Consider the following 20,424-nt stretch of genomic DNA (forward strand, 5'->3'; position numbering starts at 1 on the left):
CCTTTCCTTGCCGCTTCCAGTTTTTGCCGGCCCCCACGTCCCCCCCCTGGTTTGGTTGCCCATCTGGTGGTTTTTTTGTTCAAATCCCAAAAAACCCCCACCACTATCGGACGCCGAGCGCAATGGCAAGGCGGAGGATCGCTGGTGCACTTGGACGTTCTCGGGTGGTTCCGGCAACGCTGCGCGTGCGCGGACCAGACGCCGCTGGGCGGGCGGGACTTCTCAGACACGGCCTTGCTGCCCGGTGTGATGTCAGGGGCGGCGTTCTTCGGCGACGAGGGCGAGTACGCGCTCGCGCTCGTCGCGGCCCCAGGTTTCTTTGGTGGTGAGAATTCCGACGAAGCCGATCACGGCGGCGCCGAGGTAGAGCAGGGCGGCGCCGGGCCAGCCGAAGGCACCCACCAGGGCTGCGGCGAGCAGCGGTGCGAAGCCGCCGATGGCCGCGGCGATCTGGTAGCCGAGCGAGGCTCCCGAGGTGCGGGTGGCGGTGCGGAACTGCTCGGTGAGCAGGGACCCCTGTGTCCCCGTGAGCGAGGCGTGGATGAGCCCGATGCCGATGATGAACACGGCCACGACCGGTATGGGGTGGTCGGTGTTGGTGAGCAGGTACATCGGGAAGGCGAAGAGAATCGCCGCAGTGCAGCCCGCGATGTAGACGGGGCGCCGTCCGATGCGGTCGGTGAGCGAGCCGGCCAGGAAGGTGACCGCGATGGCCAGGATACTGGCGGCTGTGATGGCGCCGAGAGCGACGGGGCGCAGATCGGGGTTGCGTTCGGTGATGTAGCTGAGCAGGTAGGTCGCGGTGGAGTAGTAGGCGAAGGATTCGACGACGCGCAGGGCGATCACGCGCAGGATGCTCCGCCAGTCGTCGCGGAGGGTCGCGAGGAGGGGGTTCCTCTCGGTCTTGCCGCTGGCCTGGGCTTCCTGGAACTCGGGGGATTCGGAGAGCCGGGAGCGGACGATCAGCGCGACAATGACGAGGACGGCGCTGAGCAGGAAGGGAGTTCGCCACTGCCAGTCGCCGTCGAGTGTGGCGCTCCAGGCGAATACGCCGCTGGCGAGCGCGATGCCCAATGGGTTGCCGGACTGGGGGATGGCGGCGAACATACCGCGGCGGTGCCATGGGGCGTGTTCGTAGGCCATGGTGATAGCCCCGCCCCATTCGGCGCCGAACGCCAGGCCCTGGATCATACGGATCGCCACGAGCAGGATCGGTGCGACCACACCGGCCTGCTCGTACGTCGGCAGCACACCGATGAGGAAGGTCGCGGCGCCCATGACGACCATGGCGGCTACCAGGACGGGTTTGCGGCCGGCCTTGTCGGCGAAGTAGCCGCCGATCGCGCCACCGAGCGGGCGCATGACGAAGCCGACCGCGAGGGTGGCGAACGACAGGAGTGTGCCGACGAACCGGTCGCTCTCGGGGAAGAAGACGGCTCCGAAGTAGAGCGCGGACGCGGTTCCGTAGGCGATGAAGTCGTAGTTCTCGACGCTGGTGCCGACGGCCGCGGCGACCGCGGTCTTGACGCGGTCCTTCGTGCCGAGCACGCTTCGCCGTCCAGCAACGCTGCTGGTGGACATGGGGATACTCCTTGCAGGTGGTCTCCGGATCGCGTGTGCGTGATGCGGGAGTCCCGGGCCGGCAGGGCAGGGCCGGGCTTCCTTTCCGGTGGTTCCGGGTATGCCGAGGCGACGCGCGGCGGTGTTCGGCGGCGTCGTACGACGGGGCTGCGCGGGACCTCGCCCGTCGGCGGTGTCAGGCCGGCGGTGTCAGGGTGTCGAGCGCGTTGAGCTTGGTGACTCTGCGGCGGGTGTCCTCGTCGTCGTCGAAGGTGGCGGCGAGGAACTCGCGGACGATGTCCGGCACGAGCGCGTGCGGTACGAGCCAGGCGCCCATGGCGATGGCGTTGGCATCGTCGTGCTCGACGGCCTGGTGGGCGGAGTAGGGCTCGTGGGCCAGACCGCAGCGTATGCCGGGCAGTTTGTTCGCGGCCATGACGGCGCCCTGACCGGTGCCGCACACGAGCACGGCCCGGTCCGCGGTTCCGGAGAGCACCGGGTCGCAGGTGGCCCGGGTGATGTCGGGAAAGTCGACAGGTTCGGAGCTGTGGGTGCCGCAGTCGACGATCTCGTGGCCGAGGTCCTCGATCGCCCGGCGCACGGCCGCTTTGAGCGGGTACCCGGCATGGTCTGCTCCGAGAGCGACCTTCATCGGCTGATCCTTTCGAAGGGGGTTTCGTCCCTGTCGACGCCGCCCACGGAGGCGATGCGTGTGTTCATCGGACGCCTCTCGCTGACCGGTCGACGAAGGAGGTGGCGATGCGTTGCCCGGACGCCGGGCGGCCGGCGAGGAGGTCGACCAGTCCGCGCACGCCGAGGCGGCCGATCGATGACGCGTCGTTGCGGACCGCGCTGATGGGCGGTGACGCGAACTCGAACCAGTCGAGGTCGTCGAAGGAGACGACCTCGATGCGGGCGGCCCGCTCCACACCGAGCCGTTCGCGCAGCGCGCGAACGGCCCCGAGGGTGGTCAGGCCGTTCGCGCCGAAGACGGCCGTGAAGGGGACGCCCCGGTCGATGACGCGGCACATGGCCTCTGCCGCGCCGCTGGCCAGGAAGTCACCGGCGTCGAGCAGCCTGTCGTCGGTGCTGATCCCGTGCTTCTCGCGCCCGGCAAGGTAGGCGGCGCGGCGCTCCGCGCCGGTGGAGATCGTGTCGGGGCCGCCGATGAACGCCACGTCACGGTGTCCGCGCTGCCGCAGCCAGGCCAGGACATGGCCGACGCCCTCCGTGTTGTCGGTGCCGTACAGCGGGGCGTCGACGCCCTCGACCGTACGGTTGAGGAAGACGAGCGGCAGCCCGGAGGCAAGTGTGGCCGCGAGCTGCGGCGAGACCGTGCCCTGCGGCGAGAACAGCAGGCCGTCGATGCGCTGCGAGGCGAAGGTCCGCAGGTATGCGTCGGCTTGTCCGGCGTCCTCGTTCGCGTTGGCCAGCAGCACGGTGTAGCCGTGGTGACGCGCCTCTTGCTCCGCGGTGTGGGCGAGTTCGGAGAAGAACGGGTTGCGGATGTCCGAGACGAGCAGCCCCAGCACGTCGGTACGGGAACGCCGCAGTGACCTGGCGGGTCCGTTGGCGATGTAGCCCAGGTCGGCCGCGGCGGCGAGAACGCGGGACCGGGAGTCGGGCGAGGTCTGGCTGCTCCCGCTGAGTACCCGGGACGCGGTACCCAGCGAGACACCGGCCCGTGCCGCGACGTCCTTGATCGTGGTCATCGGCTCCACCTCCTTGTGGAAACGTTTCCATGGCGGGAATGCCTCAAAGATCGCACACGGAACGCGAAAGGAGCAAGACCCGTCCGCGTCCTGAGGCGGAAGCACCGCACGGGAGGACTCGGCCCCGGCGCGGGACATCCGGTTCCGGGCGCTCTGTGACCCATGAATCTTTCTCGGTAACTCGCTGAGAAGTAGGGGGAGTTGGAGGTCCACCACCGCTCGCGGGGGACGGCCCGGCGTCCCCGTGCCAGCCCAGGTGGAGGATGTCCTCCAAGGGCGCCCCTCCCTGATCCTGCGGAGCAGGCCGGTTCCGCCGTGTCTCGGCTTGTTCTTTTTCCTACGGCCTCGAACGGTGCCTCGAACTGAGTCGCTCACCTGGGGATTCCCCGGACGTGAGGGCGGCCTTCGTCTGATCCTGTGCTCCGACCAAGGTGCACGTGATCAAGGCGAAGGCCGTGAGGGCGAGTCTGCTGCCAGATGCTGTCCGGAGGGAAGCGTTCGCGGAAGCGTCACGCCTCCGGGGCGAGTCCTGCGAGTGTCTGACCGCCCGGCGCGACAGGTTGTTCGAACTCGCCGACGTGGTGCTGTGTGCGGACGGTGCGGCGAAGTCCCCGGTGGATCTGACGCTGTTGCCCGAGCACCGTCGGGGGCACGGAGCGATGTACGGAGGCTTGAACCACGGCCGGATCAACGACGGTAGGCTGCGGACGGTGCTGGCCGGCCTGTCGCTGCCGCGGTTCGACGGCGGGCGCCTGGTCCTGGCGGTCGATGTGTCGCCGTGGCTCCGCTCGGAAGCGCCGTGCTCGGAGGAGCGCCTGTTCTGCCACGTCTACGGCCGTGCGAAGACGACGTCGCAGTTCATTCCGGGCCGGCCCTACTCCTTGGCTTCCTCGACTTACACGGAGGGAACTATGTGCGCCTCGCTGTCGGCCTCGGGGTTTCCCCGGGGCGGATCAACACCATCAACTGCGAGGCCGCCGCCGCACACGGGACGCGGTCGGACGCGAGTGCCGAGGGCTCCACGCAACCGTGTGCACTTGGACCTGCTCACCGCGGACCCGGAGGCCGAGATCCGGCGGCTGACCGCGCTGGGCGCGACCGCTCAGGCCGGACATACGGACAATGTCGTGCTGACCGACCCCGAGGACAACGGATTCTGCCTGTCCGCGACAGACCGCAAGGCGGGGACTGGTCACGCCCGCAGTCCGTCCACCGCCGTGTCGATCGCAGCCAGCGCCGCGCTCTGATCGAGACCCGCTCTCGATACGAGCGACAGGCCCTGGACGATGTAGAGCAGGAGCTGTGCCTGGGCCTCGGGGGAGGAGCCGGCCGTGACCTCGCCGGCGGCCTGGGCACGGCGGAGCGCGTCGGTGACGATCTCGGTGAACCGGCGGTACGAGCGGGTCACGACCTCCGTGGCCTCACGGTCCTGGGGGACGAGTTCGGCGGTGGTGTTGCCAACCAGGCAGCCCTGCGGCACGCCCACGTCGGAGATCAGTTCGTCCAGCCGCGCCGGGTGGGTCAGGATCTCACGCAGGGCCGGCAGGAGCGGGGCGGTGTCGAGCGCGGTGGTCAGGTGCCGCTCGTACACCTCCCAGTAGAGCCTGACGGCGTCCAGGTAGAAGCGGCGCTTGTCACCGAACGTTCCGTAGAGGCTGCCGCGCTCGACGGCCAGCGCGTCGACCAGGTCCTGGACCGACGTCGCCCCGTATCCCCGGGACCAGAACAGTTCGAGTGCGCGCGCCAGCGTCTGTTCCTTGTCGAACTCGCGGGGGCGTCCGGTTCGTGCCACGCGGCCAAGACTACGACTTCTTGACTCAGTGTTCAAGAAGTCGTAGCTTCTGTTGCGTTACTTCTTGAACGAACGCACAGAAGTCGCTCGGCCAACGGCCGGCGTGAAGGGCGAAGAAATGGAATTCGCAGGCAAGACGGCACTCGTCACCGGGTCCGGCGCGATCGGCGGGCTGGGGCACGCGACGGCCGAGGTGCTGGCCGCGGGCGGGGCCGATCTGATCCTCACCGGCAGCGACGCCGAGCGCGGTGCCCAGGTGGTGGCGGACATACGCGCGGCCGGTGGCGGCTCCTTGGCCGGAACGGTGCGGTTCGTCGTCGCCGACCTGTCCGACCCGGTGGCTGTGCGGCAACTGGCCGACGGCGCCGGAACCGTCGACATCCTGATCAACAACGCGAGTGTGATGACGTTCGCCCCGACCCCCGGGCAGGACCTCACGAGCTACGACGCCGCCTTCGCCGTCAACGTGCGCGCGCCGTTCCTGCTCACCGCGCTGTTCGCGGAGAAGATGGCGGCGGGCGGCGGCGGCAGCATCGTCAACATCAGCTCCACCGCGGCCGGCCTCGGCATGCCGGGCATGGCCGTCTACGGCGCCACCAAGGCGGCGCTCGAATCGCTGACCCGTACCTGGGCGGCGGAGTTCGCCGAGTCGAACGTGCGGGTCAACGCCGTGGCCCCAGGGCCGATGCGCACTTCCAAGGTGGTCGCGGCGATGGGCCCGGACATGGGCGGCATGGGTCTGACCACCGCACTCAAGCGCACGTCGGACCCGGCCGAAGTGGCCCAGGTGGTCGCCTTCCTGGCCGGTGACCGCGCCAGCTACGTAACCGGAGCGATCGTGGCCGCCGACGGCGGCCGGACCGCGATCTGAGGAGATCAGAACAGTGAATCGTCTTGCAGGGAAGCACGCACTGATCACCGGAGGAACGAGCGGCATCGGCCTGGAAACGGCCCGCCAGTTCCTCGCCGAAGGCGCGACCGTCGCCATCACCGGCCGCTCCCGGGAAAGGCTGGACGAGGCAGCCCGCCAACTGGAAGGCCCGCTGCTGACCATCGCCAGCGACGCCGGCGACGTACCCGGCCAGGCGGCACTCGCGGCACGGCTGCGGGCGGAATGGCCGAAGCTCGACATCCTGATGAGCAACGCCGCCGACGTCACCCACCTACCGCTCGACGCATGGACCGAGGAGGCGTTCGACAGGCTCGTCGCGACCAATCTCAAGTCGCCGTTCTTCCTGATCAGGGACCTGCTGCCGCTCTTCTCGCAGCAGTCCTCGGTCATCCTCGTCGGTTCGGTCTCCGCGTACATAGGACACGAGAACGCGACGGTCTACGGTGCGGCCAAGGCGGGGCTGCTCTCCTACACGCGGGGCCTGACCTACGAGCTGAAGGACCGGGGCATCCGCGTCAACGGACTGAGCCCGGGTCCGACCGTCACCAACGCGTTCGCTCCCCTCGGCCCCGAACGCCAGGCCGCCCTCTACGAGGAACTCCGGCAGACCGTACCCCTCCACCGCCTGGGAACCGCCACGGAGCTGGCGAAGGCGGCCGTGTACCTCGCCTCGGACGAGTCCGCTTACACCGCGGGCACGGTGCTGCGGGTTGATGGGGGGATCGGGGAGCTGGCGTATTGAGCAGCCTGAACAGCCCCGGTTCAAGTGATCCGCCGGGCACCATGCCTGGTAGGGCTTTGTTACGTCTCTGGGCAAGTGGCCCTTCTGGTGGCTTCGTGCTGGAGGGGTGTCCGAAGTCGATGCAGCCGATGGCTGGACGCCTGGGTGTGGACCATCAGCGGTTGCGGCGGTTCATGACCTCGTCGACCTGACCGGTGGACACGGTTCGCACGGGGTTGGCCCGGCGGGCGGTGGCGGTGCGGCCTCAGGTGTGGGTGGTGGACGACACCGGGTTCCCGAAGGACGGAATGTCCTCCCCCGGGGTGGCCAGACAGTACTCCGGCACCCTGGGGGCCCGTATTTCAATTACTGCTCGGTGAAGGGGTGTTGGCGGGACGGTGAGGTGTGACTGCGCGTACGGCCGCTCAGGCTTCAGCTGTGGCTCTGAGGGCGGAGTTCGACCAATTCCTTCCCCGTCTCGATGAGCGGCGCCGTGGATCTGCCTGGCCGGCGAAGCTGCCGCGCTCGGTCCTGGCGGGATCACGTTGGTGGCGGCCGCTTCTGGTGCCGGCGCGGCCACCATCGCACGTGGGATCGCCGAGCTCCCGGACGCCCTTTGCCGACCGGGCGGATCCGGGCTCCGGGAGCCGGCCGTAAGCCGGTGACGGACCTCGCTCTGCTGCCCGCGCTGGAGGCGCTGATCGAGCCGACAACCCGGGGCGATCCGGTCTCGCCGTTGCGCTGGACCACACTCTCCCTGCGCTGCCTGGCCTCGGCCCTGACCACTCAGGGCCACCCGGTCAGCGCGGCGGCCGTCGGACGCCTGCTGCGCGCCATGGGGGACAGCCCGTAGGGCACGGCCAAGACCACGGAGGGCGCAAGTCATCCGGACCGCGACGCTCAGTGCACGCATCTCAACGCCACCGCCGCGGCCTTCCTCGAAGACAACCAGCCGGTGATCAGCGTGGACACCAAGGCCAAGAATCCCTTCGGCACCGAGGCCGCCTTCGGCGAGGAAGGGGTAGGCGCCGCTGACGATGGGGCGCTGTGCTCCAGTTCCATGCCGTGGCCAGACACGGTCCCACGGCGTCGGGCCCTGCGTCTGCGGCTGCCCGGCTCCCCGGGCACCGTCCACGACGGCGCCTTCCGCGGAGTCCACCGCGACGCTCTCGTTGTCTGAACGTTACGAACCCATGGCTTGCCGTGTTCGCGTCGGCGACCTAGCTTACTAACGCGCATCACTAACGCGCATCAGTTGCGATCGCCTCAGAACGTGCCGGCGATTCCCTCCGACAGTGACAAGTGACATGCCCGCTTCGGCTGCCATCACGAGTGGCGCGTCCAGGAACTCGACCGACCCGGACCTTCTCCGACCGTTCGACGACGCAGGACCTGCAAGGACTCCTCCCGCTCCGCACGCAGGAAAGGCCGCCATGCTCGACAAGGAGATCTCCCCGCACACCCCGGAAGAACCGACCGGCTTCGGTCCACGCCACGCGCTGGTGCTGTTCGCTCTCCTCCTGACGGTCGCGCTGAATCCGATCGTCGGCTTGCTGAGCGGCAACGCGCAGGCCGAGATAGCGATCCACTTCCGTACCACCCAGCTCGCGTGGTTCACGCTGATCGGCGCCCTGGTCGGAACGTTCATGCTGCCCTTCGTGGTCAAGGCCGCCGGGATCTACGGCAAGAAGCGCGTCATCGTCATCGTCACCACGCTCGGTCTGGTCGGTGACCTCATCGCCGCCTCCGCGACAAGCTACGACGTACTGCTCGTGGGACGGGGTGTCGCGGGCGTCTACGGCACGGCCGCGGCTGTGGCCTACGCGGCGGCGCGAGATGTGTTCCCGCGCCCGCTCGTCGGGCCGGCGAGCGCACTGCTCGCGGGCAGCGTCGGTATGGTCGGCCTGGGAGGCCCGTTCCTGTCCGGATGGCTCATCGACACCTGGGGTTTCCGCGGCGCTCTGTGGTTCATGGTGGCCGCCACCGCGTTGAGCCTCGGGATCCTGCTGGCCTTCCTCCCCGAAAGCCCGGTCCGCGAGGCGCGCGTCAAGATGGACTGGCTGGGCGGGGTCCTGCTGGGCGGGGCGCTCACCGCGATCGCCTACGGGTCGGAAACGGCTCGGAGTGGGGCTGGACCAGCGGCAAGTTCCTCGCCTACACAACGCCTTGGTCACCGCCCCGGTGAGCGTCGTGGTCGTCGTGTCGGCCGTCGGGGCAGGCATCCTGGCCCGCCGGGTCGACCCCCGGCTCCTGCTGGGTGCCGGCGGGGTCCTGACCACCATCGGATACGGGATCGGGGCCGAGTTCCACCACACAGCGGGTCAGATCGTGTCCTGGGGCCTGATCAGCGGGATCGGGATGGGCATGGTGATCTCCAGCGTCCCCATCCTGATCATCTCGGCGGTGTCCCCGCAGGAGCAGGCGCTGGGCAACGGTGCCCAGAACATGGTGCAGGGCACCGCACAGGTGGTCATCTCCCAGCTTGTCTTCGTCCTCATGGCCAAGGACGGCAAGGTGATGCACGGTACGCAGTTCTACAGCGACTCCGGCTTCAGCACCGGGTTCCGGCTGGTGTCCGGCTGCTGCGCGGCAGGGGCCCTGCTGGTGCTGCTGATCCCGAAGGCCAAGAAGCTCGACGAAGTCGAAGCCGGCCAAACAGCCTCGTGATCCCGACGTCAGGGCATGCTCCGCCTCGTCGGAGCAGACGCCTGGCAGAACTCATATCCGAAGTGAGGAAGTTCCTTTGATCCGCGTTCTCTTCAACGACGGCTGGCAGGTCAGGCCGAAGGTGAACCCCTTCGCCGAGATGGGCGGCCACTCGGTCCCGTTCCAGCCGGTGACCGTGCCCCATGACGCGATGATCGGGCAGGAGCGCGCCGAGCCGGGCGGTGATGCCGCCACGGTGAACGGTGCCGGCGCCTACTTCCCCGGCGGGACCTTCGAGTACCGCAAGACCTTTCTCGTGCCCGAAGAGCACCGGGGCAAGCGGGTCGTCCTGGAGTTCGAGGGCGTCTACCGTGACGCCACCGTGTACATCAACGGCGACTACGCCGGTCAGCGTCCCTTCGGGTACGCGCAGTTCCTCATCTACGCCGATCGCTTCCTGAGGTTCGGCGAGGACAACGAGATCCGGGTCGAGGCCCGAAGCCATCGGGACTCCCGCTGGTACACGGGAGCGGGGATCTACCGCGACACCTGGATGCTCGTCGGCGGGCTGGTCCGGATCTCACCGGACGGCGTCCACGTCACCACTCCTGACATCGAGCGGGAGCTGGCGGTGGTCGAGGTCGCGACCCGGGTGGAGAACGACTCGATCGCGATCCGGACCGTCGACGTGCGCACCGAGATCCGTGACGGCGCCGGGACGGTGGTCGCGAGCGACTCATCGAAGATCACCGTGCTGCCCGGCGAGCCCGCCCTCTGCCGTCAGCGCCTCTACGTCGACGACCCGGCCCTGTGGAGCCCTGACTCGCCCGCCCTGTACGTCTGCGGCGTGAAGCTGATGGACGACGACGGCGACGTGGACGCCGGGACCGCGCGCTTCGGTATCCGCTCACTGCACCTCGACCCACGGCGTGGCCTGCGCATCAACGGCGAGACCGTGAAACTGCGCGGTGCGTGCGTCCATCATGACAACGGCGTTCTGGGGGCGGCGACCTTCGCCCGCGCCGAGGAGCGCCGCGTCGAGATCCTCAAGGACGCCGGGTTCAACGCGATCCGGATGTCCCACAATCCGATGAGCAAAGCGATGCTGGACGCCTGCGACCGCCTCGGCATGCTGGTCGTGGACGAGGCGTTCGACATGTGGACCTCGGGCAAGAGCGAGTTCGACTACAGCCTGAGCTTCCCCGAATGGTGGGAGCGCGACATCGAGGCGATGGTCGCCAAGGACTTCAACCACCCCAGCGTCATTCTCTACTCGATCGGCAACGAGATCCCCGAAACCGGCTCGGCCGTCGGGGCCGCGCAGGGACGCGCACTCGCCGAGAAGGTCCGCTCGCTGGACCGCACCCGCTACGTCACCAACGCGATCAACGGGATGCTGGCGGTGCTGGCCGACCTGTCCACCATGAGAAAGGCAGCGGGAGAAACGGCCGAGGACGGCACCGGCATCAACACCCTCATGGCCGATCCGGGGGAGATGATGAACGCGATCAGCTCCTCCGAGCTGGTATCGCGGCGCACCGCCGAGTCGTTCGCCCTGCTGGACGTCGCCGGCATCAACTACGCGGAGAGCCGCTATGCCCTGGACAAGGACCTCTTCCCCAACCGGATCATCCTGGGTACGGAGACCTTCCCGACCCGCGTCGACGGCAACTGGCGACTGGTCAAGCAGTACGGCCATGTCATCGGCGACTTCACCTGGACCGGCTGGGACTACCTGGGCGAGGTAGGCATCGGCCGGCCGCAGTACCTCACCCCTGACACACCGCGGCCCGCATTCGTCGCTCCGTATCCGTACCTGCTGGCGGGCTGCGGCGACATCGACATCACCGGGCACCGGCGCCCCGCTTCCCACTACCGCGAGATCGTCTTCGGCCGACGTACCGAGCCCTACCTGGCGGTCCGCCGTCCTCAGCACCACGGAGAGACCGTCGCCTCCGCCCCCTGGGCCTGGAGCGACACCATCTCCAGCTGGACCTGGCCCGGATTCGAGAACGAACCGATCACCGTCGAGGTCTACAGCGACGCCGAAGAGGTGGAGCTGTTCCTCAACGGCCGTTCCCTCGGCCGCCGGCCGGTCGGCGAGGACCACCGCTTCCGTACCGCCTTCGACACGCTCCACGAGCCGGGCGAACTCCTCGCGATCGCCTACCGGAGCGGCACCGAGAGCGGCCGCAGCGGCCTGCGCTCCGTGACGGGCCCCGTGAAGCTGCACGCCGATGCCGACCGGCCGGTGATCACGGCCGCGGGCGGCGATCTCGCGTTCGTCACCCTCACCCTGACGGACGAGACCGGCACCGTCCACACCGCTGCCGACCGGCTCGTGAGCGTCGAGGTTACCGGGGACGGCACTCTCGCCGGATTCGGGAGCGCGGATCCCTCGACCGAGGAACGGTTCGACGCGAAGGAACGCCACACCTACCAGGGGCGCGTCCTCGCCGTCATCCGCCCGACCGGTACAGGTGAGATCCGGCTGAGCGCCGTCGCCCCGGGGTGCGAACCGGTCGAAGTCACCGTCACCGTCGAACAGGCCGTCGTACAACAACGCGCCCCTGTAATGAAGGCGACGTCATGAGTCACACCCCCATCCTCTCCGGATTTCACCCCGCCCCCTCCATCTGCCGCGTCGGCGAGGACTTCTACCTCGTCACCTCGTCGTTGGAATACCTCCCCGGCGTACCGGTCTTCCACAGACTTCTCGACCGAGGTCGCCGGAGGCTTCACCGGCCGCGTCATCGGCGTCGAGTCCCTGTCCGGTACGCGGCTGGTACGGAGCTTCGGTTACCGCCCCGGACGCGACGGAGCGCCCGGTGGCCTTTCCTGACGGAGTGTTCAGCAGAACCACACACAACGGCTTCACCCGCACGTCGTGTCCGGACGGCGACGGAGGCCGGCTTCTGCGAACCGACCGAGGTGACCATGGTTGACCGGGAATCCGTAGTGCGCTGCCACACCGTCGAGTTGACGGAGGCCGACGCGTCCTGCGCTCTCACGGTCGGCAACGGCGACTTCGCCTTCACCGCCGACATCACCGGCATGCAGACGTTCATGGTCTTCCAGCGACCGAACTAACACCCGTTAGTGTGTGTGATGCCATCGCGGTGGGCCGATCGGCCGGAGTTCGCGGCGACAACGAAAGGATCACGGCGTGGTCGAGGGGGCCGGTCGGCTCCCGAATCCGCCGAAGGGCCGTGGACGCTCAGCGCGAGGGCGGCCCGACGCTTTCTGAGCGCATCCTCGATCAGGTAGTTGAACGCTCCACGAGGAGCGGGCTGATCGTTTCGGAGGCCAACTGTGTTTCGCGGCCCGCCAGTCCGGCCACGATCACTTCGGCCCGGCGCCGGCTCACCTCGTGCAGGGCAAACGAAATGGTGGTGAGCGGCGGGGCCGCCAGACGGGCGGCGGGGGTGTCATCGACCCCGATGACGGCGAGGTCGGCGGGGGCGGCGAGGCCGTGCTCACGCATGCCCGCCAGAACCGCTATCGCCGTATCGTCGTTGAAGGCGCACACCCCGGTGACGGATCGCGCCGTCCACTCGGTCACCGCTCGGGCCGCGGGGGCGACCTCCAGGTTCGTACGCGCCACGACGGGTGGGGCGATCCCGGCCGCGGCGCAGGCGTCGGTCACCCCGTCCAGGCGGTCTTCGGCCATCGGGCGGAGTCCGCGGCTATCGGGCATCGCGTAGCCGAGGCGCCGGTGTCCCCGGCCGATCAGGTATTCGGCCTGCAGTCGGCCGACCGACCGCGTCCCGTGCGCATGGTCCATCTGGAACGGGAACACGAACTGGGCGCCCGCGCTGTAGAGCGCCCGGATGGTGTCGGGGTCGAACGATTCGAACCCGACCACCGCCGAGGCGTTGACGATCGCGCACACGTCCGGCAGCGGTCGCCCCCGCGCTCCCGACAGGTGGGTGACCAGGGTCAGGCCGTGTTCCGCCAGGGTGGTCGCGAGTTCCTCGATGAACCGGCTGATACCGGCGCCGATCGGCATGGCGGGCAGGGAGAGCAGGACGATCTCGCTGCGGCCGGCGGCGAGGGCGCGAGCGGAGGAGTGGGGGTGGTATTCGAGGCTCCGGGCAGCTTCCAGGACTCGGCGCCGGGTCTCCTCCGGGATCGTCTGTCCGGGTTTGTCGTTGAGGACAAAGCTCACGGTGGTACGCGAAACGCCTGCGACGCGGGCGACGTCAGCGCTGGTGGCACGCTTGGCGGGTCGGTCCATGGCCCTCTCGCAACAGGGGACGCCGCTCGTCTCGGCGTCGCACCATGATAACGGCCGGCCCCCACGCGCGTTAGCTGCGTCGTCGTCGGCGGCGGGCCGTGCCGTGCCGCCGACGACTGTGGTCCCTCTGTGGGGATCGTGGGTAACCACTTGGGCGTCACGCGCATCGCCTTCCGCCGATGGAGCATCGACCACCGCCGATGGGAGCGCGAACAGGGCTCGCCCCGCACCACGTACCTTCAGAGGCGCGCGCAGCGGCACTCCTCCTGTGCTCGGATCCCCGAGGCGGCGTCTCGACGTCCGCTCACCCCGCACGTGCGCCGTTCCGCTACGCGCCCTGTGTGCGCCCGAAAGGCGGTGGCCGTTCACGACCGGCGGCGTGGGGCACCGGCCCGCGCCACGATCGGAGATCACCGGCCGGGGAAGCTCAGACCGATCCCGGCGCGCGCGGTGTCGAGGGTCCGCATGATCGACACGGACTCGTCCAGGGGTATGACGTCGCTCTCCAACCGGCCTGCTCGCAGCCGCTCGTGCACGTGCCGGACCTGATGGTGCAGGCCCCCGCCGACCGTCTCCTCGCCGTCCCCGTCGCGGGCGGCGGGCAGGCTCAGGCGCTCGGTGACACCTCGCGTCCGGACGACGAGTTCGTCCGGGCAGCGCATCAGGAAAGGCAGCTCGATGTGGCCGTATGTGCCGGTGATCCGGCCGGTGCAGGCGAGTTGCGACCGCATGGAGGCCTTGGCGATGGCCACCGCGCCGTTGTCGTAGCCGGACAGGACAGCGGTCTGGTCGTCGACGCCGGCCGCGCCGAGCTTGCCGGACGCCTCCACCCGGTCGGGCTCGCCGAGGAGCATGCTCGCCAGCGACACCGGGTACACGCCCAGGTCGAGCAGGGCTCCGCCACCGAGGGCGGGAGCGAACATCCGGTGGGCGGGGTCGTCCGGGAACGGGAATCCGAGGTCGGCCTCGACGGACAGCACGGTACCGACGGCTCCGCCGGCGACCAGCTCACGGAGCCTGACGTAGGCGGGCAGGAAGCGGCTCCACATCGCTTCCATGAGGAACAGCCCACGCTCGCGGGCCGTGGCCACCATCTCGGCGGCCTGCCCCGCGTCCAGCGCGAACGGCTTCTCGCACAGCACTCCCTGACCCCCGTTGAGGAACAACAGGGTGTGCTCGCGGTGGTGGGAGTTGGGTGACGCCACGTAGACGAGGTCGACACCGCCGTCGGCGGCGAGTTGTTCGTAGGAACCGTATCTGCCCTCCTCGGGAATGCCGAACTTCTCTCCGAACGCCTCGGCCTTCTCCGGGCTGCGGGAGGCGACGGCCACCAGCGAGGTGTCCGGCAGCCGGGTCAGGGCGTGGGCGAACCCGTTCGCGATGCTTCCGGTTCCCGCGATGCCCCAGCGGAACGACATGAAGACCCCCGGTCCTGGATGGGTACGGCACGGAATCTCGGTACCGCGCACATGTTGACGCACAAGAGGTAGCGCGCGCTACCTTCTGGGCGGAACCACAACCTGGAAAGTGCGGCGACGGCATGGGAGAGGTGACGGGAATCAGCGGGAGACGATGCGCGCACGGGCCGGTGGGCTGGCATCATGGCGCCCGGAGTGCGCGCACGAGCAGTGGTGGGGAAGAACCGCCTGCACAACGGCCTGATGTGGCGGAAGGGGGACAGCGACGGTGTCAGACGCGTCGACGCCCCGGCGCCCCACGGCCACGGACGTCGCCCGGGCAGCCGGGGTGTCCCGGGCGACCGTCGGGTTCGTCCTCAACCAGACGCCTGGCAAGACCATCTCGCGAAGCACCAGCGAGCGCGTCCGGGACGAGGCCGCCCGCCTCGGCTACCGGCCCAACGGTGCCGCCCGGACGCTGGCCGGCGGACGCAGCCGGATCGTCCTGCTCGTCCTTCCGGACTGGCCCATGGAACACACCCTGCGCGACTACGTGGAGGAAGCGGCCCTCGTCCTCGAAGACGCCGGCTACTCCCTCGTCACCCACACCCGCCGGTCCGACGGGCGGACCCGGCCACTGTGGGAGTCGCTGCACCCCGACATCGTCTTCGGCTTCGCCCCCTTCGCGCCGGACGAGGTCGCCTCGATGCGCGACTGCGGCATCCCGAAGATCTTTCCGGACCCGGCACGGGGGGAGCCCTTCGACATCTCCCTGGCGGTCAGCGCCGGACCGCGACTCCAGGTCCAGCACCTCTACGACCGCGGCTGCCGGAGCCTGGCCTACGCCACCTGGGCGCCCGCCCGCCCGCCGTTCCTCGCCGAGGCCCGCCACCGCGCGGCGCAGGCCCACGCGCACTCCCTCGGCCTGCCGCCCCTCGGCCTGCGCAACACCGACCACCGTGACGGATCCGCCGATCTTGCCGTACGCGAGTGGCGTGACACGGGCGTCACCGGCGTCGCCGCCTTCAACGACGAGGTCGCCGCCGCCGCCGTGGGGGCCGCCGTCCGCGCGGGTATCCGCGTTCCGGAAGAACTCGCGGTCATCGGCCACGACGACACCCCGCTTGCCGCGATGTTCGTCCCCTCCCTTTCAAGCATCCACTTCAGCACAACGGCGCTCGGCCGCTTCTTCGCCGACCTCGCCCTCCGCGAGCTGGACGGCCGCCCGCTGCCGCGCCGCGAGGCGACGGAGAACGCGACCCTCGTACGCCGCGAATCCACCTGACCTGTCCGCGGGACCCTCAACCGGATCTCTTGTGATTCCTCCGGGTTGAGCGGCTTGAGATGAACAGGGCGGCTCCGTCGGATGCTCCGCCGTGCCGGTGGTGTAGCCCGCTACACCACCGGTCGGGGAGCTCGGTCCGCTGTGCCGCCGGGCCGACGCCGACATCGTTGAACGCAGACATTCCCCACCCCCACCTCGAAGGAAATGTCCATGAAGTCGTGCCGCTCACCGCTCATGTCGACGCCGGCCCTCGTCCTGCTCTTCCATCTGAGCCTCGCCGCTGCTCTGGCCTCGGGCACTGTCCTGGACGGGGTGCCGAAGCACCTGGTCACCATCGGCGGGATGGTCCTCTCGACCGTGACGAGCGCTCTCCTCATGAAGCGGGAAGCGGTCAGGTCGTTCTTCATGGCCAGGCCGACACTCTGGTTCCTGTTCCTGTTCAACGCCTTCGCCGCGGTGATGCTCCCCATGATCCTCGACGGTACGAAGGGGATCATGGCGGCCGTCGCCATGGGTCTCGTCTCGCTCGGCGCGGGTGCCGGTCTGCTCCGGAGCCCGCGGAAGCAGGTTGCCGGTCCGTAGCACTGCTGCCCGGCGGATCCTGAGGCGCCGTAACCGTTGTCGATCACCTTCGCCGGGAACAGCGTGGGCCGCCCTCCGCATCGGGTGCCGTCGCCCGGCGATGCCCTCTGCCGACGTCGATGCCGCCCCGTATCCGCCTGCCGAACGCGCCCCAGCCCAACACACCATCATCCACACCCGGTCCTGCGGACCGGCTCACCTTCAGGGACACCTCATGGCCGAGGCAACAACCGAATTCACGACCGCTGACGCGCGGCTTCCCGACTATCCGGGAGAGCGTTCAGGGCAGTGCCCGTTCGCGCCGCCCGCTGAACTGCTCGCACTTCACCACGAGAAGCCCGTATCGCGAGGCCGGATCTGGGACGGCAGCACCCCGTGGCTGATCACGGGCCACGCCGCGCAGCGCGCGATCCTTTCCGACCCGCGGGTGAGCTCGGACGAGAAGCAGCCCGGATTCCCGCATCCGACCGAATTGATGGCCGAGACGGTCGACAGCCGGCCGCTCACGATCTTCAATGCCGACGGGGCCGACCATCTGCGGATCCGGCGAATGATGACGAGCCCGTTCACCCGCAACCGCATGGAGAAACTGCGGCCGGGTATCCAGCGGTTCACCGACGAGCTCATCGACAGGATGCTGGCGGGTCAGGACCCGGCGGACCTGGTCACCGCTCTGTCACTGCCGCTGCCCTCTCTGATGATCTGCGAGCTGCTCGGCGTGCCGTACGAGGACCACGACTTCTTCCAGGAACACGCCGCGATGGCGACCCAGCGGTACAAGACGGAGGAGGACAGCCACTCGGCCGGGCAGGCCCTGGGCGGCTACCTGGCCGGGCTGCTCCAGGCCAAGATGGAGGAGCCGGCCGAGGATGTGCTGTCGGACTTCGCCGCGCGGGTCAAGGCGGGCGAGATCACGCTTTCCGACGCCACCGTACTGTCCATGGTGTTGCTGATCGCGGGGCACGAGACCAGCGCGAACATGATCACGCTGGGCACCGCCGCGCTCCTTGAGAACCCGCGGCAGCTGGCACTGCTGCGCGATACGGACGATCCGAAGGTCGTCGCGAACGCGGTCGAGGAACTGCTGCGCTATCTGACCATCGCGCACCTCGGGCAGCGGCGGATCGCCCTTGAGGACATCGAGATCGAGGGGGTGACCATCCGGGCCGGTGACGGCATCATCGTCCCGCTGCCCCTCGGAAACTGGGATCCGGCGGCGTTCCCCGAGCCGGAACGGCTCGACCTCACCCGTCCCGAGGCGCGGCGGCACCACGCGTTCGCCTGGGGCGTCCACCAGTGCATGGGCCAGCAGCTCGCCCGCATCGAGCTCCAGGTCGTCTTCGGCACCCTGTTCCGCCGCGTGCCGACCCTGCGCCTCGCCGCCGACCGCGACGAACTCAACTTCAAGGGCGACTCGCTCGCGTACGGCGTCTACGAACTCCCGGTGACCTGGTAGGACAACAGGGTCTGCAACTGCCGCGCGGACACCACCGAGCGGCAGTTGCCCCCGCGCGGCCAACGCCGACCGCGTCTCCTTTCACCGCACACTGATCCACACCGGCAGTGCCCCCCACTCGCTTCCAGGACCTCCGCGACATACACACGATCCGGCGAGGCAGTCCTCCTCCTGGCCGACCGGTAATCGGCGCACCGGTGATCCGTGCCGCCGGTCCGGGACACGCCGAGGCGCCCCTCCAGTTCCTGCTTGGTCAGTGAGCGGTGTGCATCGTGAGGATTGCGGGTCACGGGGTCCGGTGTGAGGGGTGGGTAGCCGTGGTCATGCTGGTTGTTGGCCGGTGTCCATGGTGAAGATCGTGTGAGCTGTCGGCCGGAGGCGTTGTCGGGTTCGGCTGCGCCGACCGCTATGCCGCTCTTACGGTGTGTCACCGGGCTGGTACGCCGGGAGAACGGGGCCCGGTCCAGGAGACCGGGCGCCGCTCCAGTGCGGCCGCCCGGTTGCACCCACCGCGGGATGCGGTCGGACAGTGCGACCGACGATGGGTGAAGAAGCACCGAGGCTCCTTGGCAGCCACGGGGGATCTTGGTCGAGCCCCCGTCCACCAGGGGCTTCCGCGTGTTGCACAGCGGTCCAACCCACCTACCAACGGCTCAGGTCGGAAGTGGCTCGATATCTGAGCACAGATTGACCTTGAAACACCTGTGACGTGAGTAGGTCCATGGGCAAACATGACCGTCGCCGGGCAGCCCTGCCCGGCATTCCTTGAACCACCGTTCTTCAAGGGGTTGACCACTTGTCCCGCTTCGCGAACGTCATCAGGGGAAGTGTTCGCAGCCGTGCCGTACTGGCCGGCATCGCGTCCGTCCTGGCCGTGGGAGCCACCGGTGTCACCGCTGGCCCCGCCGCCGCGGAAGGAGCCTCGGTCCAGTACGTCCACTACGGGGACGGCACGTACTACAACACCGGGCTCGGCGCCTGCGGGTGGACGAACAACGACAGTCAGCTGGTAGTGGCTGTCTCGCAGCAGTGGTACGGCACCGCTCCCAACCCCAACAACTCGGCCGCGTGCGGCAAACAGCTCAAAGTCCGCGGCCCGCTCGGCGTGGTGTACGTGACGATCGTCGACAAGTGCATGGGCTGCGCCACGGACGATCTGGATCTCAGCCCCGCCGCCTTCCGCAAGATAGCGAACATCAACGACGGCCGGGTGTCCATCCGTTGGGTCTGGGCGTAGTCACCTCGCACGGCTGAAGGCAGTACGCGTACACCGTCGCCGTCCGCGTCGGCGGCCAGTCCAGGGCCGGGATCTGGCCGCCATCCGGGGCGTCGTCCCGGCTCCCGCCCGGGTGGCGGGCCGGGCGGTCCTGCTGATCCCGCCCCGCGGCGAGAATCCCGACGAGGCCGCCCTGCCCGGCGACTACCGCAAGATCCTGGCGATCGTCCGGGCCACCGACGGCCCGGTGCGGGTCAAGGCGGTCGGTGAACGGCGGGGCCTGGACACGGGATTGCGCCGGAAAATGATCAAGCTCGCCGACCGAGGCCGGCTGCACAAACGGCCCGGCGGACGGTTCACCGATAAAGCCCGCGCAAGTCGAAGGTCACCCGCCGGCGTAGCGGGTGTGACTGAGCACCGCCACACTGAGCTCGGAAGTTGGCCAGGGCAATCTCCCGAACAGGACATCCGTCAGGGCCGGTTCACCCGCACGTTTGCCAACGCCTGTCGGTGGCATCACAGTTATCGGATCCGGTCGAGGTCCTCGATGAGGTCGTCGCCGAGGCTCTGGCCGGTCACGAGGCCGCCATCGCCGAACTGACCGTACTCGGGGGAACCGCCGCCATCCTGCGTGGACTGATCACCCGCGACCGCGGCTCCAAGCTGGGTGTGAAGGCCGAGCCGGTCAAGACCCCTACAGGCCCTAGTACGGCTGAAGGGGTTGGACTATCCGTTGTGTGCTTCGAGCTCGGTCGCCAGCGTCTGTTGGGTGGCCGCCCATGACGCCAGGAGCGCCAAATTGTCAGCGGCCGGTGTGCCCGCGGGTGCGGTGTTGAGCTGTACTGAGATTCGTGGAGTCCCTGATGCCAGGGTTACGATCCTGGCGAAGGAGAACCACATCAGTGCCAGCACCACGGAAATACCCCGA

General features: G+C 68.9%; 17 protein-coding genes and 5 pseudogenes. 15 read left to right on the forward strand and 7 right to left on the reverse strand.

Annotated elements, in window-relative coordinates; genetic code table 11:
• Positions 1–252 precede the first annotated feature (252 nt).
• From ACFXPL_RS23905 to ACFXPL_RS23915, 3 genes are all read right to left on the reverse strand, one after another.
• Entirely contained in the window at positions 253–1,581 is a 1,329-nt protein-coding gene (locus ACFXPL_RS23905; protein ID WP_384923045.1) for an MFS transporter, read from the reverse strand.
• A gap of 175 nt (positions 1,582–1,756) precedes the next feature.
• Entirely contained in the window at positions 1,757–2,212 is a 456-nt protein-coding gene (locus ACFXPL_RS23910; RefSeq protein ID WP_384923047.1) for an RpiB/LacA/LacB family sugar-phosphate isomerase, read from the reverse strand.
• A 64-nt stretch (positions 2,213–2,276) separates the two neighbouring features.
• Positions 2,277–3,272, reverse strand: a complete 996-nt coding sequence (locus tag ACFXPL_RS23915) for a LacI family DNA-binding transcriptional regulator (RefSeq protein ID WP_384923050.1) — start codon at positions 3,270–3,272, stop codon at positions 2,277–2,279.
• 467 nt (positions 3,273–3,739) lie between these two features.
• On the opposite strand from ACFXPL_RS23915, the pseudogene ACFXPL_RS23920 reads away from it, so the two are divergent.
• Positions 3,740–4,162: pseudogene (locus ACFXPL_RS23920) on the forward strand (transposase); the annotation flags it as partial.
• A gap of 21 nt (positions 4,163–4,183) precedes the next feature.
• The gene (locus tag ACFXPL_RS23925; protein WP_384923090.1) at positions 4,184–4,519 is read left to right on the forward strand and encodes a VOC family protein; all 336 of its coding nucleotides are present in this window, start codon (positions 4,184–4,186) and stop codon (positions 4,517–4,519) included.
• Here ACFXPL_RS23925 and ACFXPL_RS23930 read toward each other — a convergent pair.
• Entirely contained in the window at positions 4,465–5,064 is a 600-nt protein-coding gene (locus ACFXPL_RS23930; protein WP_384923053.1) for a TetR/AcrR family transcriptional regulator, read from the reverse strand. The two genes, ACFXPL_RS23925 and ACFXPL_RS23930, sit on opposite strands and share 55 nt — an antisense overlap.
• Before the next feature lie 118 nt (positions 5,065–5,182).
• Here ACFXPL_RS23930 and ACFXPL_RS23935 point away from each other — a divergent pair, with 118 nt between their 5' ends.
• The 9 genes and pseudogenes from ACFXPL_RS23935 to ACFXPL_RS23975 all read left to right on the forward strand — a co-directional run bounded on the left by ACFXPL_RS23935 (position 5,183) and on the right by ACFXPL_RS23975 (position 12,413).
• Positions 5,183–5,935 (forward strand): SDR family NAD(P)-dependent oxidoreductase, encoded by a 753-nt coding sequence (locus tag ACFXPL_RS23935; RefSeq protein ID WP_384923055.1) that lies wholly within the window; start codon positions 5,183–5,185, stop codon positions 5,933–5,935.
• 13 nt (positions 5,936–5,948) lie between these two features.
• Positions 5,949–6,698 carry an SDR family oxidoreductase gene (locus tag ACFXPL_RS23940; protein WP_384923058.1) on the forward strand — a complete coding sequence of 250 codons (750 nt, stop codon included), beginning with the start codon at positions 5,949–5,951 and terminating at the stop codon, positions 6,696–6,698.
• Positions 6,699–6,892: 194 nt separating this feature from the next.
• Complete coding sequence (locus ACFXPL_RS23945; RefSeq protein ID WP_384923061.1) at positions 6,893–7,057, forward strand: transposase; 165 nt, start codon at positions 6,893–6,895, stop codon at positions 7,055–7,057.
• 25 nt (positions 7,058–7,082) lie between these two features.
• Positions 7,083–7,671: pseudogene (locus tag ACFXPL_RS23950) on the forward strand (ISAzo13 family transposase); the annotation flags it as partial.
• Between the two features lie 439 nt (positions 7,672–8,110).
• Positions 8,111–8,668 (forward strand): annotated as a pseudogene (locus ACFXPL_RS23955) (MFS transporter); the annotation flags it as partial.
• 175 nt (positions 8,669–8,843) lie between these two features.
• Entirely contained in the window at positions 8,844–9,344 is a 501-nt protein-coding gene (locus ACFXPL_RS23960; RefSeq protein ID WP_384923096.1) for a hypothetical protein, read from the forward strand.
• 76 nt (positions 9,345–9,420) lie between these two features.
• Entirely contained in the window at positions 9,421–11,916 is a 2,496-nt protein-coding gene (locus ACFXPL_RS23965; protein WP_384923064.1) for a glycoside hydrolase family 2 TIM barrel-domain containing protein, read from the forward strand.
• A pseudogene (locus ACFXPL_RS23970) lies at positions 11,913–12,032 on the forward strand (family 43 glycosylhydrolase); the annotation flags it as partial. The gene ACFXPL_RS23965 and the pseudogene ACFXPL_RS23970, both read left to right, overlap by 4 nt.
• A 228-nt stretch (positions 12,033–12,260) precedes the next feature.
• Positions 12,261–12,413 (forward strand): hypothetical protein, encoded by a 153-nt coding sequence (locus ACFXPL_RS23975; RefSeq protein WP_384923100.1) that lies wholly within the window; start codon positions 12,261–12,263, stop codon positions 12,411–12,413.
• 169 nt (positions 12,414–12,582) lie between these two features.
• On the opposite strand, the gene ACFXPL_RS23980 is transcribed toward ACFXPL_RS23975, so the two are convergent.
• Both ACFXPL_RS23980 and ACFXPL_RS23985 read right to left on the reverse strand, forming a co-directional pair.
• On the reverse strand, positions 12,583–13,560 hold the full coding sequence (locus ACFXPL_RS23980) for a LacI family DNA-binding transcriptional regulator (RefSeq protein ID WP_384923066.1): 978 nt from the start codon (positions 13,558–13,560) through the stop codon (positions 12,583–12,585).
• A gap of 410 nt (positions 13,561–13,970) precedes the next feature.
• Positions 13,971–14,978 carry a Gfo/Idh/MocA family protein gene (locus ACFXPL_RS23985; RefSeq protein WP_384923069.1) on the reverse strand — a complete coding sequence of 336 codons (1,008 nt, stop codon included), beginning with the start codon at positions 14,976–14,978 and terminating at the stop codon, positions 13,971–13,973.
• Positions 14,979–15,246: 268 nt separating this feature from the next.
• On the opposite strand from ACFXPL_RS23985, the gene ACFXPL_RS23990 reads away from it, so the two are divergent.
• From ACFXPL_RS23990 to ACFXPL_RS24005, 4 genes are all read left to right on the forward strand, one after another.
• Positions 15,247–16,242, forward strand: a complete 996-nt coding sequence (locus ACFXPL_RS23990; protein WP_384923072.1) for a LacI family DNA-binding transcriptional regulator — start codon at positions 15,247–15,249, stop codon at positions 16,240–16,242.
• 210 nt (positions 16,243–16,452) lie between these two features.
• The gene (locus ACFXPL_RS23995; RefSeq protein WP_384923075.1) at positions 16,453–16,824 is read left to right on the forward strand and encodes a hypothetical protein; all 372 of its coding nucleotides are present in this window, start codon (positions 16,453–16,455) and stop codon (positions 16,822–16,824) included.
• A 214-nt stretch (positions 16,825–17,038) separates the two neighbouring features.
• A complete protein-coding gene (locus tag ACFXPL_RS24000; protein ID WP_384923078.1) occupies positions 17,039–18,280 on the forward strand; it encodes a cytochrome P450 in 1,242 nt (413 codons plus the stop codon).
• Positions 18,281–19,076: 796 nt separating this feature from the next.
• Positions 19,077–19,517, forward strand: coding sequence for an RlpA-like double-psi beta-barrel domain-containing protein (locus tag ACFXPL_RS24005; RefSeq protein ID WP_384923081.1), 441 nt, complete (start codon positions 19,077–19,079; stop codon positions 19,515–19,517).
• 705 nt (positions 19,518–20,222) lie between these two features.
• On the opposite strand, the pseudogene ACFXPL_RS24010 reads toward ACFXPL_RS24005, so the two are convergent.
• Positions 20,223–20,424: pseudogene (locus ACFXPL_RS24010) on the reverse strand (hypothetical protein); the annotation flags it as partial.

Source organism: Streptomyces sp. NPDC059092 (assembly GCF_042756365.1).
Classification (GTDB): domain Bacteria; phylum Actinomycetota; class Actinomycetes; order Streptomycetales; family Streptomycetaceae; genus Streptomyces.